Annotated in this window: 17 protein-coding genes; 9 read left to right on the plus strand and 8 right to left on the minus strand. The window is 68.7% G+C overall.

Translation table 11 applies throughout. The annotated features are described in order from the left end of the window. The 3 genes from B2U11_RS01665 to mnmA all read left to right on the plus strand — a co-directional run. Nucleotides 1-445 (plus strand): flagellar hook-basal body complex protein (locus B2U11_RS01665; protein ID WP_292069313.1); only part of this gene is annotated, 445 nt, incomplete at its 5' end. Nucleotides 446-617: 172 nt separating this feature from the next. Next, entirely contained in the window at nucleotides 618-902 is a 285-nt protein-coding gene (locus B2U11_RS01670) for a DUF1153 domain-containing protein (RefSeq protein WP_201217154.1), read from the plus strand. Between the two features lie 102 nt (nucleotides 903-1,004). Next, on the plus strand, nucleotides 1,005-2,222 hold the full coding sequence (mnmA, locus tag B2U11_RS01675; protein ID WP_414632925.1) for a tRNA 2-thiouridine(34) synthase MnmA: 1,218 nt from the start codon (nucleotides 1,005-1,007) through the stop codon (nucleotides 2,220-2,222). Here the strand turns inward: mnmA and B2U11_RS01680 are convergent. The 4 genes from B2U11_RS01680 to B2U11_RS01695 are packed head-to-tail and all read right to left on the minus strand — an operon-like array spanning nucleotide 2,219 to nucleotide 3,854. After that, nucleotides 2,219-2,563, minus strand: coding sequence for a VOC family protein (locus B2U11_RS01680; RefSeq protein WP_292069317.1), 345 nt, complete (start codon nucleotides 2,561-2,563; stop codon nucleotides 2,219-2,221). The two genes, mnmA and B2U11_RS01680, sit on opposite strands and share 4 nt — an antisense overlap. A 54-nt stretch (nucleotides 2,564-2,617) precedes the next feature. Continuing rightward, nucleotides 2,618-3,151: a helix-turn-helix transcriptional regulator gene (locus tag B2U11_RS01685; protein WP_292069320.1), complete on the minus strand. Its 534-nt coding sequence runs from the start codon at nucleotides 3,149-3,151 to the stop codon at nucleotides 2,618-2,620. Then, entirely contained in the window at nucleotides 3,109-3,318 is a 210-nt protein-coding gene (locus B2U11_RS01690; protein WP_292069322.1) for an HTH domain-containing protein, read from the minus strand. The genes B2U11_RS01685 and B2U11_RS01690 overlap by 43 nt, the downstream gene beginning before the upstream one ends. 44 nt (nucleotides 3,319-3,362) lie before the next feature. Beyond that, nucleotides 3,363-3,854 carry a winged helix-turn-helix transcriptional regulator gene (locus B2U11_RS01695; RefSeq protein WP_292069325.1) on the minus strand — a complete coding sequence of 164 codons (492 nt, stop codon included), beginning with the start codon at nucleotides 3,852-3,854 and terminating at the stop codon, nucleotides 3,363-3,365. Nucleotides 3,855-4,028: 174 nt separating this feature from the next. Between B2U11_RS01695 and B2U11_RS01700 the strand changes: the two genes are divergently transcribed. Together B2U11_RS01700 and B2U11_RS01705 are read left to right on the plus strand one after the other, a co-directional pair. After that, nucleotides 4,029-4,886 carry an acyl-CoA thioesterase gene (locus tag B2U11_RS01700; protein ID WP_292069328.1) on the plus strand — a complete coding sequence of 286 codons (858 nt, stop codon included), beginning with the start codon at nucleotides 4,029-4,031 and terminating at the stop codon, nucleotides 4,884-4,886. 56 nt (nucleotides 4,887-4,942) lie between these two features. Continuing rightward, nucleotides 4,943-5,221: a hypothetical protein gene (locus tag B2U11_RS01705; protein WP_292069330.1), complete on the plus strand. Its 279-nt coding sequence runs from the start codon at nucleotides 4,943-4,945 to the stop codon at nucleotides 5,219-5,221. On the opposite strand, the gene B2U11_RS01710 is transcribed toward B2U11_RS01705, so the two are convergent. Genes B2U11_RS01710 through queC form a run of 3 tightly spaced genes read right to left on the minus strand, consistent with a single transcriptional unit; the run spans nucleotide 5,218 to nucleotide 6,940 of the window. Further along, complete coding sequence (locus tag B2U11_RS01710; protein ID WP_292069332.1) at nucleotides 5,218-5,586, minus strand: 6-pyruvoyl trahydropterin synthase family protein; 369 nt, start codon at nucleotides 5,584-5,586, stop codon at nucleotides 5,218-5,220. The genes B2U11_RS01705 and B2U11_RS01710 overlap by 4 nt on opposite strands. Next, on the minus strand, nucleotides 5,586-6,221 hold the full coding sequence (gene queE / locus B2U11_RS01715) for a 7-carboxy-7-deazaguanine synthase (RefSeq protein WP_292069349.1): 636 nt from the start codon (nucleotides 6,219-6,221) through the stop codon (nucleotides 5,586-5,588). The genes B2U11_RS01710 and queE overlap by 1 nt, the downstream gene beginning before the upstream one ends. After that, nucleotides 6,218-6,940, minus strand: a complete 723-nt coding sequence (gene queC / locus B2U11_RS01720; protein ID WP_201216781.1) for a 7-cyano-7-deazaguanine synthase QueC — start codon at nucleotides 6,938-6,940, stop codon at nucleotides 6,218-6,220. The genes queE and queC overlap by 4 nt, the downstream gene beginning before the upstream one ends. Nucleotides 6,941-7,150: 210 nt before the next feature. Between queC and B2U11_RS01725 the strand changes: the two genes are divergently transcribed. Continuing rightward, nucleotides 7,151-8,767, plus strand: a complete 1,617-nt coding sequence (locus B2U11_RS01725; RefSeq protein ID WP_292069337.1) for a response regulator — start codon at nucleotides 7,151-7,153, stop codon at nucleotides 8,765-8,767. A gap of 78 nt (nucleotides 8,768-8,845) precedes the next feature. On the opposite strand, the gene B2U11_RS01730 is transcribed toward B2U11_RS01725, so the two are convergent. Beyond that, nucleotides 8,846-9,883 (minus strand): ligase-associated DNA damage response exonuclease, encoded by a 1,038-nt coding sequence (locus B2U11_RS01730; RefSeq protein WP_292069339.1) that lies wholly within the window; start codon nucleotides 9,881-9,883, stop codon nucleotides 8,846-8,848. 74 nt (nucleotides 9,884-9,957) lie between these two features. Between B2U11_RS01730 and B2U11_RS01735 the strand changes: the two genes are divergently transcribed. The 3 genes from B2U11_RS01735 to B2U11_RS01745 all read left to right on the plus strand — a co-directional run bounded on the left by B2U11_RS01735 (nucleotide 9,958) and on the right by B2U11_RS01745 (nucleotide 11,324). Then, nucleotides 9,958-10,413 (plus strand): PaaI family thioesterase, encoded by a 456-nt coding sequence (locus B2U11_RS01735; protein ID WP_292069340.1) that lies wholly within the window; start codon nucleotides 9,958-9,960, stop codon nucleotides 10,411-10,413. Continuing rightward, a complete protein-coding gene (locus tag B2U11_RS01740) occupies nucleotides 10,410-10,808 on the plus strand; it encodes a PaaI family thioesterase (protein ID WP_292069342.1) in 399 nt (132 codons plus the stop codon). Before B2U11_RS01735 ends, B2U11_RS01740 begins: the two co-directional genes overlap by 4 nt. Nucleotides 10,809-10,973: 165 nt before the next feature. Further along, on the plus strand, nucleotides 10,974-11,324 hold the full coding sequence (locus B2U11_RS01745; RefSeq protein WP_249751097.1) for a hypothetical protein: 351 nt from the start codon (nucleotides 10,974-10,976) through the stop codon (nucleotides 11,322-11,324). The last annotated feature ends 160 nt before the right edge of the window (nucleotides 11,325-11,484 follow it).

The raw sequence follows: 11,484 nt of genomic DNA on the forward strand, positions 1-11,484 counted from the left end.
CCTGGACCTGAACACCTCGGCCGGCGGCCTCAGCCAGCTGAACACCGCCTCGGTGGTGCAGTCGACCATCACCAACGGCACGGCCTTCGGCAATCTCAGCGAGATCGCCATCGACGACCAGGGCTTCGTCACGGCCATCTTCGACAACGGCGTCATGCGCCGCATCGCCCAGGTCGCCGTCGCCACCTTCCCCAGCCCCGACAGCCTGAAGGAGGTCTCGGGCAACGCCTACGCGGTCAGCCTGCAGTCCGGCACCTTCAACCTGAAGGCCGCGGGCACCGGCGGCGCCGGCTTCATCGCCGCCCAGCAGCTGGAAGCCTCGACCGTCGACCTGTCGCAGGAATTCACCAGCCTGATCACCACCCAGCGGGCCTATTCCGCCTCGTCCAAAATCATCACCACGGCCGACGAAATGCTGGCCGAGCTGATCAACATCAAACGCTGATCGCCGAGTAGGTAATCGTTAGGTTCAATGAATCGTCGCTCAACCATCGTTGAGAAGGTCGTACGGGAAGGGACGGAAGTTAGCCGTTCCTTCACCACGACGCTTAAACGGCCCTTAGCGGCGGGCGCGTACTTTCACCGGACTACGGTGTTGGTGAAAGAGGCATAAGCCCATGTTGCAAGAGCGACGCCTTAACAGCAAAGGCGAACAATACGTGGTCGGACCCACCGGCACGCCGCTGACCCTGAAAGACCTGCCGCCGTCCAACACGGACCGCTGGGTCATCCGCCGAAAGGCGGAGGTCGTCGCCGCCGTTCGCGGCGGCCTTATCAGCCTGGACGACGCCTTGGCGAAGTATCGCCTGACGGCCGAGGAATTCCTGGCCTGGCAGAAGGCCATCGACAAGTGGGGCATGCAGGGCCTGCGCACGACGCGCATCCAGAGCTACCGCTCCTAACCGCTTCCCCGAAGCCGATCAGGGGCCGCGTCCGGCGACGGATGCGGCCCTTGTTCTTTGCGGGGCCTCGAAATCGCGCGGGTTCGGTCCTAAATGGCGGCGATGAGCCTGGTCGAAGACATCTGTCCCGTTCCCGACATCGCCCCCATGACCTCGCAGCAGGACATGGACGCGGCGGTCGAGAGCGCGCGCGCCGCGGTCGGCCTGCCCGCCGGGGCCCGCGTGGTCGCGGCCATGTCGGGCGGCGTGGACTCCACCGTCGTCGCCGCCCTGCTGCACAAGGCGGGCTATGACGTGGTGGGCGTGACGCTGCAGCTTTACGACCACGGCGCGGCGCTGAAGAAGAAGGGCGCCTGCTGCGCGGGCCAGGACATCCACGACGCCCGCCTGGCCGCCGAGGCGATCGGCATCCCCCATTATGTCCTCGACTACGAGAGCCGCTTCAAGGACGCGGTGATCGACCAGTTCGCCGACTCCTATCTGAAGGGCCAGACGCCGGTGCCCTGCATCCGCTGCAACCAGACGGTCAAGTTCCGCGACCTGCTGGACGTGGCGCGCGACCTGGGCGCCGAGGCCATGGCGACCGGCCACTACGTCCGCCGCGCCGCCGCCGGCAACCGTTCGCAGATGAGGAAGGCGGTCGACCATTCGCGCGACCAGTCCTACTTCCTGTTCGCCACGACCCAGGACCAGCTCGACTATCTGCGCTTCCCCCTGGCCGACCTGGAAAAGCCCCAGGTGCGCGGCGTCGCCGCCTCGCTCCGCCTCAGGATCGCCGCCAAGCCAGACAGTCAGGACATCTGTTTCGTGCCGACCGGCGACTATCGGACCCTGATCGACCGCCTGCGGCCGCAGGGGCGCGAGGCGGGTGAGATCGTCCACATGGACGGCCGCGTGCTGGGCCGGCACGCTGGCATCACCGACTACACCATCGGCCAGCGCCGCGGCCTGAACGTCGCCGTGGGCGAGCCGCTGTTCGTCGTGCGGCTGGAGCCCGAGGCCCGCCGCGTCGTCGTCGGCCCGCGCGAGGCCCTGCTGACCGCCCGCCTGACGCTGGAAGAGACCAACTGGCTGGGCGACGAGGCGACCATCGCCGAGGCGGCCCAGGCCGGCGCGCCCGTCCTGGCGCGCGTTCGTTCGACCCGCCAGCCTTCGCCTGCCCGCCTGGCCCTGGTCGGGGATCAGGTCGCGGTGCTGTTCGACCAGGGTGAGGAAGGCGTCGCGCCCGGCCAGGCCTGCGTCCTCTACGACCCGGCCGACCCCGACCGCGTCCTAGGCGGCGGCTTCATCCGCGACACGACGGCCGCCTACCAGGCCTAAGCCGCGGCATAGACCCTGAGCCGGTTGCCGTCCGGATCGCGGGCCAGAAAGCTGCGCCCGCCGTCGTCGTCGGCCGGCGGCAGCACGATGCGCGAGCCCCGGTCCCACCAGTCGATGTGCAGCTCATCGACGGCGGCCGAGGCGGCCAGCGGAAAGTCCACCTGCGCCGGCGACAGACCCTCGCCGCCGCGCCACAGACTCAGGGTCCGGCCCGGCGACAGGACGAAGACCGCATGGTCCGCGTTCGCCTCCAGCGGCCGGCGCCGCAACAGCCCCGAATAGAATCGCGCGGCGGCCTCCGGGTCGGCCACGCTCAGCGCAATGTCGTCGATCTCGGTCATGCGTCCCTCCTGTGCGGCGAGAACAAACCTAGACCGTCATCCTGCCAGTTCCTGTCAGCATCGGGCGCCGGGCGGCGTCTTTTCGTGGCTCTCGCGCCACTGTTTCAGCAGCACCGCCTTGCGGGTCGGGTACCGGGCCTCCAGCACCTCGGCGTCCTCGATCCGGTCGGTGCGGAAATGGCGCACGGCGCCCCGCAGTTCGCACCAGCCGACCAGCAGCCGCACCCGGTCGAAGAAGGCCAGGGCGAAGGGCCAGACCACCCGTTCGGACGCCGCCCCGGCCTCGTCGCGGTAGCATAGCTTCAGCTTCCGTTCGGTGCGGATCGCCTTTCTCAGTAGGGCGGGATCGACCCGATCGGCCGGAAACGGCGCGCCCGGCACGACCAGCAGGGCCTCGGCCTCCATCTCGTCCCTCAGGTCCGGCGGAACCACGGCGCCGATCCGCGCCAGGGCGCTCAGCGCCGCATCGCGCATCCGGGCGTCGGCCCGGTCCGCCACCCATCGCGAGCCCAGCACCAGGGCCTCGATCTCCTCCGGCGTGAACATCAGCGGCGGCAACAGAAAGCCGGGCCGCAGCACATAGCCCACGCCCGGTTCGCCCTCGATGGTCGCGCCTGGGCCTGCAGGCTGGCGATGTCGCGATAGAGGGTCCGCAGGCTGACCCCCATCTCCTCGGCCAGTTCCTGCCCGCTGACGGGCCGACGGCGCCGCCGCAGGGCGTTCAACAGATCGAAGAGGCGTTCGGACCGCGACATGGCGCGACCCTAGCAGGCCTGCTGACAAAAAGCGGCAGCAGGCGTTACGCCGCTTCCTTGGGCGGCAGCACCTCTCCGACCGTCGGTCGGTTTTCGGCGCGGGTCAGCTTGATGTCCCTCGGCTTGACGATCTCGCCGCAGCAGTTGCAGGCGATCCGAGGGTTCAGGGTGTGGCCGCAGGTCTTGTGGACCATGTCGATGCCGCTGTCGGTGTCGCCATAGACGTGCTTGTTCCCCCAGGCGTGCAGGGTCACCAGCACGCCGTAGAGATCCTTGCCCTTGGGGGTCAGGACATATTCGTTCCTGGGCGGCCGCTGGGAATAGAGGCGCGGCTCCAGCACCCCATGCTGGACCAGGCTTTTCAGCCGCGCGGCCAGGACGTTGCGCGCCACGCCCAGATTGTCCTGCCACTGCTCGAAGCGGCTGACCCCGTTGAAGGCGTCGCGGATGACCAGCAGCGTCCACGGATCGCCGATCACCTCCAGAGTGGCGGCGATCGAGCAACTCTGGCGGCTGTAGTCGGCGGTGCGTCCCATTGGCGGAAAGTGACCCCGCGTCAGCCTGTTGGCAAGAGGGTTGCCAATCCGAACCCAGTAGGTCAGTCTTGTTTCGCAACGGACTTGCGGCCCTCCCGGCTTGCAATCCATGTTCCTTGACTGGCGGAGGGTCAGCCCCGACCCTCCGCGCCTCTTCGGCCCTCTGGATCGCCCATGACCACGCCCGCTGCGCCCCTGTCCCTCGATCAGGCCCTGGCCTTCCGGCCTTTGGACGACGGCGCCCTGTCGGCGGCCGTGGCGGGCGACTTCTCCAACGGCCCCAGCGGCGCGCCGCCCGAGAAGGGCTTTCCTTTCGGCGGCCTGCTGGCCGCCCTGTGCGCCCAGGCCATGCGCCAGGGCCTGTCGCTTACGGCGCCGCTGCGGACCCTTTCGGTTCAATATCTGTCGGCCGCGCGGTTCGGCGAACCCGTCGCCTTTCGCCCGCGTCTGCTGCGCGGCGGCCGCAACGTCGTCTATGCGGCGGTCGAGGCCGATCAGGAAGGCCGCATGACCCACCACGCCACCGGAACCTACGGCGTCGATGGGACAACGCCCCCGCTGTCGCCGCTCCACACGCCGCCGCCGCCACTGGAGGCCCTGGACCCGGAGGCGCGCATCGGCGGACCGATGGCGCCGCACTTCGCGCGCCATGTCGATTACCGCTTCGACGGCGGCCCCAACATCCTGGGCGGCAACGAAGGCCGGCCGGTGGTGGAGCGCACCTGGATGCGGATGGCCGACCGCCGCCCCTTGGACGAGGTGGGCCTGTGCTACCTGCTGGACGCCCTCTATCCGCCCGCCTGGACCGCCAGCGCGACGCCCGCGCCGATGACCACGGTGGACCTGCGCATCGATATCCTGACCGACCCGGCGCCCGCCACGGCGCGGGACGGCTGGGCCTTCTTCGAGTTCAGGATGCTGGACCTGGGCCTGGGCTGGACGGTGGACGAGGCGACCGCCTGGGGCGCCGACGGCGCGCCGCTGGCGATCTCGCGCCAGAGACGCAAACTGCTGCCCCAGCGCGGCGCCTGAAGACGGCCTCCGTTCATGATTATGGGTCAGTCTTCCAATTCTCTGGAGGAGCCCTCATGCGTCGTCGAAATCGTCGTTTTCCCGTCGCTCAAATCGTCGTCGTCCTGGGCGGGGCGGCGATGCTCCAGGGCTGCGTCGTCGGCGCGGTCGTCGGCGGAACCGCCGCCGTGGTGGGCGGCGCCGCCAAGGCCGGGGGCGCGGTGGTCGGCGCGGGGTTCGACGCCGTCACCACCTCCGACGAGGAGACCCGCCTGAAACGCGAACGCGAGCAGCGCGACTGGGAACGCGAACAGCGCCGCTGCGAACAGCGCCAGCGTCAGGGCCGCGACTGCTAAAGAGTCAGCACGCACCGCTCGTTGATCGTCGGCCGCGCCACCTGGATGCGGCACAGGCCGGGCCATTCCGGTTGAAGCGTCCGGGCGAACCACAGGCACAGGTTCTCCAGGCTGGGCAGTTCCAGGCCCGGATGCTCGTTCAGCATCCCGTGGTCCAGGCGTTCGGCCGCCGCCTTCAGCGCGCGGTCCAGCGCGCCCAGGTCCGCGACCCAGCCGTGCTCGGCGTCCAGCACCTCCGACCGCACGGTCGCCTCGACCGTGAACGAATGCCCGTGGACCCGGCGATAGATGCTGCCTTCCGGCTCGTTCGGAAAATGGTGGGCGGCGTCGAAGGTCGCCTGTTTGGTGATTTCGAAGACGGGCATTAGCGGACGCCGATGTATTTGTGGGTCTGGACGCTGAGGCGCCATTGGGGGTGGGTCAGGCAGTATTCGATGGCGGCGGCGGTGTTGGCGGCCTGGTCCGGGCCGTCCATCGGCTGCAGCCAGAACCACTCGAACGCCAGGTGCTCGAACCGTTGGGGCTGGGCCTGGGCCTGCGGATAGACCAGCTTCAGTTCCTGTCCGCTCGTCTGGACCACCGGCGCGTCGGCCTTTGGGCTGATGCAGATCCAGTCGATCCCGTCCGGCGCGGCCAGGGTGCCGTTGGACTCGATGGCGATCTCGAACCCGCGCGCGTGCAGCGCCCCGATCAGCGGTCTGTCCAGTTGCAGCAGCGGCTCCCCGCCGGTGCAGACGACCAGCTTCGGATCGCCTTGGCGCCCCCGCCACATCGCCGCGACATGGTCGGCCAGATGATCGGCCGTGGCGAACTTGCCCCCGCCGTCGCCGTCCACGCCCACGAAATCGGTGTCGCAGAAGGTGCAGACGGCGTTCGCCCGGTCCTGCTCGCGCCCGCTCCACAAATTGCAGCCGGCGAACCGCAGGAAGACGGCCGGCCGCCCCGCCTGTCCGCCCTCGCCCTGCACGGTCAGGAACACTTCCTTGGCCGAATAGGTCACCGGGAAGCGGCCCATTCCTGATGCCCCGCCGCGCGCAGTTCGCACGCCGGGCATTCGCCGCAGCCATAGCCCCAGGCGTGGCGGTGCGTCCGGTCGCCCCGATAGCAGGTGTGGCTGTCCTCGACGATCAGTTCGACCAGCGGGTCGCCGCCGATCCGGTGCGCCAGCGCCCAGGTCTCGGCCTTCGTCAGCCACATCAGGGGCGTGTCGATCACCACCGGCTTGTCCAGCCCCAGCGAAAGCGCGCGCGCCATCGCCTCCATCGTCTCGTGGCGGCAGTCGGGATAGCCCGAATAATCCGTCTCGCACATGCCGCCGACCAGCACCTCGAGCCCGCGCCGGTCCGCCAGCGCCGCCGCCGCGACCAGGAAGATCAGGTTGCGCCCCGGCACGAAGGTCGTCGGCAAGCCGCGCGCGTCCATCTCGATCTTGCGATCGGCGGTCAGGGCGCTCTCGGCGATCCGGCCGTATCCGGTCAGATCGACCACATGGTCCGCGCCCAGCCGCCCGGCGTAGTCCGGAAGAGCGGCCGCCATGCCGTCACGCACCGCCTGCCGCGCCTCCATCTCGACCACATGGCGTTGGCCATAGTCGAAGCCGACCGTCTCCACCCGCTCGAACCGCTCCAGCGCCCAGGCCAGACAGGTGGCGCTGTCCTGCCCGCCCGAGAACAGGACGAGGGCCGAAGTCGAAGGGGTCGTTTCCAGGATGACGCTCATGACAAACCTGCGGTCGGCCGCCGGCCGCGCGCATGCAAAAGGGGTGAGGACCGCATATGGGTCGGGCGCGGCTTCTACACCACCCCGCCCTCCGGCGCAAAAGCCCAGCCTGACACCGGTGCCCCGAATCGGCCGCCTGTGGCCACAGCTTAACGATTCCGCAAAGCCTTCAACGGCATGGTCCGTTCAGTATCTGGAGTATCAGGCCGAATGCCGACCATCGAGGCCCTCTGCGAGCGTCCGACGCCGATCGCCCCGACGACGCTGGGGTCGGAGGTCTTTGCGCGGTTTCTGAGCGAGCCGGACACCTTGGTCATCCCCGTGGTGGAAGACGACCGGCCGATCGGCCTGATCGAACGCACCGCCTTTCTGGAAAAGATCGCCGGCGCCTTCGGCCACGCGCTTTACGAGGGCCGGCCGGTCACCTTCGTGATGGACGCCGAACCAGCGGTGGTCGAGGCCGGCGTGCGCATCGACACCTTCTGCGACATCATGGTGAAGGGCGGTCCCGCAGCCCTGCTGCGCGGCTTCATCGTGACGCGCAACGGCCTCTACCACGGCGTCGGCACGGCCGCGACGCTGCTGCAGGGCGTCAACCAGCGCCAGCGCGACCAGAACCGCGAATTGGCCGAGCAGGCCGAGGCGCTGAGCGACACCCGCGCCCAGGCCCTGGCCGCCGCGCGCGCCAAGAGCCAGTTCCTGGCGATCATGAGCCATGAACTGCGTACGCCGATGAACGGCGTCCTAGCCGTGGCCGAACTGCTGCGCCGCCAGCCCCTCAACGAGGCCGCACAGGCGCACGTGCAGACCATCGTGGATTCTTCCGAAACCCTGCTGCGCATCCTGGAAGACGCGCTTGACCTGTCCAAGGCCGAAGCCGGAGAGCTGGATCTGTCGCCGACGCCAACGCCGCTGCGCGCCCTGACCGACGACATCCAGGCCCTGTGGGAGCCCCGTGCGTCACAGGACGGCGTGACCCTGCTGGTCAGCTACGAAGGCGACACCGAGTTGGCCGCCGTCATCGACGGGGTCCGGGTCAAGCAGGTGTTCAACAACCTGATCGGCAACGCCCTGAAATTCGCCCGCAACGGCGTGGTCGAGGCCGGCATGAAGGCCTGGGCCGACAACGGCCGCGTCCACATCGAGGCGCGGGTGCGCGACGACGGCCCCGGCGTCGACCCCGACCGGGTCGATTCCATTTTCGAGCCCTTCGTCCACGGCTCCGGCCCCGACGGCGCGGGCCTGGGCCTGGCCATCTGCCGTCAGGTGATCGACCGCATGGGCGGCCGCATCTGGGCCGAGAACAACGCTGGCCGCGGGGCTACGTTCGCTTTCGACCTGACCGCCGAGCGCGCCGTGATCGAACAGGAGCATCCGTCCAACGTCTCGGACCTGGCGGACCTGGAGCTCAAAAGCGCGCCGCACATCCTGATCGTCGACGACAATGCGACAAACCGCGTGGTGGCTCAGGCGCTGTGCGAGATGTTCGGCTGCAGCTCCGAATTGGCCGAGGATGGCATGGAGGCTCTGGCGGCTGTGCAGGAGCAACGCTTCGACCTGATCCTGATGGACATCAAGATGCCCCGCATGGACGGCGTCCAGGCCACCCAGGCCATCCGCGCCCTGCCCGGCGCCGCAGGACGCACCCCGATCGTGGCCCTGACCGCCAACGCCGACCCGGACGACGCCAAACACTATCTTTCGATCGGCATGGCCGCCGTCGTCGAAAAGCCGATCAAGCCGGAACGGCTGCGCATGGCCATGAACGCCGCTTTGGCCGACGTCGAGGAGGTCGATGAGGCCGCCGATGGTCGCTCCGCCGCCTGAGGCCGGAATCTGGAACCTGGAGCCTGATCCGCCGCGTCGGCGGAACGGCGAAGCGGCTCCCTTCCAACGGACCAAGCTCTAGGCCACGCCCTCAACCGTCTCTTCGGACCGATCGTCTTCCTCGTCGTAGCCGACCAGGCGAAGCGCGCGGGCCTTCATCCCCCGCAGTTCGGCCCAACGCAGCAACCCCTCCTCACGCCCGTGGGTGATCCAGATCTCTTCGGGGTTCAGTTCGTCGAAGGTCGAGGTCAGTTCCGCCCAGTCGGCATGGTCCGAGATCACCAGCGGCAGCTCCACGCCGCGCTGGCGGGCGCGGGCGCGAACGCCCATCCAGCCCGAGGCGAAGGCGGGGATGGGATCGGCGAACCGCCGCGCCCAACGGTCCTGGATGGCGCCGGGCGGGGCGATCGCCACCTCGCCGCCCAGCGCGCCGCGAGCCAGGTCACGCGTCGGGAGAAGCGGCCCCAGCGTCACGCCTTCCCGCTGATAAAGGGCGTTCAACCGCTCCATCGCGCCGTGGACGTAGATGGGGCGGCTCCAGCCGGCCTCGCGCAGCAGACGGATGATGCGCTGCGCCTTGCCCAGCGCATAGGCCCCGACCAGATGCGCCCGCTCCGGGAACTGTCGCAGCGAGCGCACCAGCCGGCCGATCTCCTCCTCGTCGGGAGGATGCCGGAACACCGGCAGGCCGAAGGTCGCCTCGGAGATGAAGACATGGCATGGCACCGGCTCGAACGGTGCGCAGGTGGGATCGCGGCGGCGCTTGTAGTCGCCCGACACGACCATGGTCAGCCCCCTCCACCGTACCTCGACCTGGGCCGAGCCCAGCACGTGGCCGGCGGGGACCAGGCGCAGATTCACGCCGTTGATCGCGGTGGCCTGACCATAGTCCGCTGCCTGCTCGCGTCCGGCGAAATCAACCCCGTACCGCTCGGCCATGATGGCTAGCGTCTGCCGGGTGGCCAGCACGGCGCCGTGCCCCGCCCTGGCGTGATCGGAATGGCCGTGGGTGACGACGGCCCGGTCAACCGGTCGAACGGGATCGACGTAGAAATCCCCCGGCGGGCAGTAAAGGCCGGCCGGCGTCGGGTGCAGCAGGTCTTCGGGTCGGATCATTCCCCTCTAACGCCCTCGACGCGCTCCGGTCGCGCTCCCTAGAGTGATCCCGACGGAATCGCACGGAACCCCGCATGACCGACAGCCGCCTGACCGACATATTGCCCCAACTCGCCTCGGGCGCGGCCCACACCCACGCCCTGGGCTTCATGTTCGAGGGCCTGCATGACGAAGGCGCGCCACGCATCCGCGTTCCCTATCGACCCGACTGGATCGGAGACCCGGACACCGGGGTGCTGGCGGGCGGGCTGGTGACGACGCTGCTGGATCACGTCGGCGGCCTGGCCGTCTGGGTCGCGATGGACGCCTTTCAGCCGGTCGCGACCCTGGATCTCAGGGTCGACTATATGCGGGCGGCCGAGCCGGGGCGCGATCTGTTCGCCCAGGCGCGGTGCTTTCGCCTGACGCCGACCATCGCCTTCGTGCGCGGCTGGGCCTTCGAGGACGACCCCTCGAACCCCGTGGCGGCCTCTCAGGCGGCCTACGTCGTCAACGCCTCCGCGTCCCGCAAGACGGAGGCCGCAGCATGACCGAACCCCTGTTGGATCGCCTCCCCTATGCGCGGTTCCTGGACCTGCGCACACAGATGAACGGCGACGAACTGACCGTGGTGATGCCGTTCGCGGATCGATTGATCGGCAATCCGATGCTGCCGGCGCTGCATGGCGGTTCCACCGCGGCCCTGCTGGAGATGACGGCGATGGCCCAGGTCGCCCTGGCCTTTCCCGGCGCGCGCCTGCCTCGCCCCATCAACGTCACGGTCGCCTATCTGCGCACGGGCCGACCTCTCGATGTGTTCGCTCGCGCCAGCATCAGCCGCGCAGGCCGACGTGTCGCGCACGTCCTGGCCGAGGCCTGGCAGGTCAGCCGAGACCAACCTATCGCCTCGCTGACGGCGCACTTCCTGTTGGAAGACGGCGCCTAGGCGATCCTTTCCCAGACGCTCTGAAATCGACGCCGCCTGGTCGCACACGCCTCGAGCGTGGCGCACGATTACGTGCGATTGCGATTCGGTGAACAAGTCTCTATCAAACAGGGTTAAATCGTGTTAGGGTTAAAGTCTCGTTGACCATACCCACAGGGGCTTCTCATGGACCGCACTGAAGTCGTCGCTGGCGTCGCTGGCGATCTCTACGCCACCGAACACGCCATCGACGCCGCCATCACCCAGGCCACGACACTGGTTCAATCGTTCATCGGCGCCCGTGCGGCCCTCGAGCTCTCGCCCGTCGCGGCCACCGGTTCGCAGGCCAAGGCGATGGAAGCGATCGCCGCCCTGGCGACGGCGCGTGAAGCCATCGTCGCCTGCCACGCCGAGATGCAGAAGGACCATCGCCGCCTGGGCTGGGGAACTTACGCTGCGGGTCCGGTCGGCAAGCCGGACGACTGGCTCGACCCGCAGCCGCGTGAACGCACCAAGAACCACCTTCGCGTTGCGTGAAATTGCGGTAACCTGAGCGGTATCTGATACCCGCACCGCTCATTTTAGGTCATTATCGCCCCCAAGGCTGATCGGCTTTGGGGGCGATGTCGTATGTTCAATATGCTCTATGCCCAGATCGGGGCCATCGCGATGATCGCGATGTGCATCTTCGCCTTTC

Source organism: Brevundimonas sp. UBA7534 (genome assembly GCF_002479325.1).
Classification (GTDB): domain Bacteria; phylum Pseudomonadota; class Alphaproteobacteria; order Caulobacterales; family Caulobacteraceae; genus Brevundimonas.

Coding starts and splice junctions, on each gene's coding strand:
- queC (WP_201216781.1), bottom strand. CDS start 6,940: ATGAGCGTCATCCTGGAAACGACCCCTTCGACTTCGGCCCTCGTCCTG.
- B2U11_RS01680 (WP_292069317.1), bottom strand. CDS start 2,563: ATGACCGAGATCGACGACATTGCGCTGAGCGTGGCCGACCCGGAGGCC.
- B2U11_RS01670 (WP_201217154.1), top strand. CDS start 618: ATGTTGCAAGAGCGACGCCTTAACAGCAAAGGCGAACAATACGTGGTC.
- B2U11_RS01710 (WP_292069332.1), bottom strand. CDS start 5,586: ATGCCCGTCTTCGAAATCACCAAACAGGCGACCTTCGACGCCGCCCAC.
- B2U11_RS01700 (WP_292069328.1), top strand. CDS start 4,029: ATGACCACGCCCGCTGCGCCCCTGTCCCTCGATCAGGCCCTGGCCTTC.
- B2U11_RS01735 (WP_292069340.1), top strand. CDS start 9,958: ATGACCGACAGCCGCCTGACCGACATATTGCCCCAACTCGCCTCGGGC.
- B2U11_RS01725 (WP_292069337.1), top strand. CDS start 7,151: ATGCCGACCATCGAGGCCCTCTGCGAGCGTCCGACGCCGATCGCCCCG.
- B2U11_RS01740 (WP_292069342.1), top strand. CDS start 10,410: ATGACCGAACCCCTGTTGGATCGCCTCCCCTATGCGCGGTTCCTGGAC.
- B2U11_RS01695 (WP_292069325.1), bottom strand. CDS start 3,854: ATGGGACGCACCGCCGACTACAGCCGCCAGAGTTGCTCGATCGCCGCC.
- B2U11_RS01730 (WP_292069339.1), bottom strand. CDS start 9,883: ATGATCCGACCCGAAGACCTGCTGCACCCGACGCCGGCCGGCCTTTAC.
- mnmA (WP_414632925.1), top strand. CDS start 1,005: ATGAGCCTGGTCGAAGACATCTGTCCCGTTCCCGACATCGCCCCCATG.
- B2U11_RS01705 (WP_292069330.1), top strand. CDS start 4,943: ATGCGTCGTCGAAATCGTCGTTTTCCCGTCGCTCAAATCGTCGTCGTC.
- B2U11_RS01745 (WP_249751097.1), top strand. CDS start 10,974: ATGGACCGCACTGAAGTCGTCGCTGGCGTCGCTGGCGATCTCTACGCC.
- B2U11_RS01690 (WP_292069322.1), bottom strand. CDS start 3,318: ATGTCGCGGTCCGAACGCCTCTTCGATCTGTTGAACGCCCTGCGGCGG.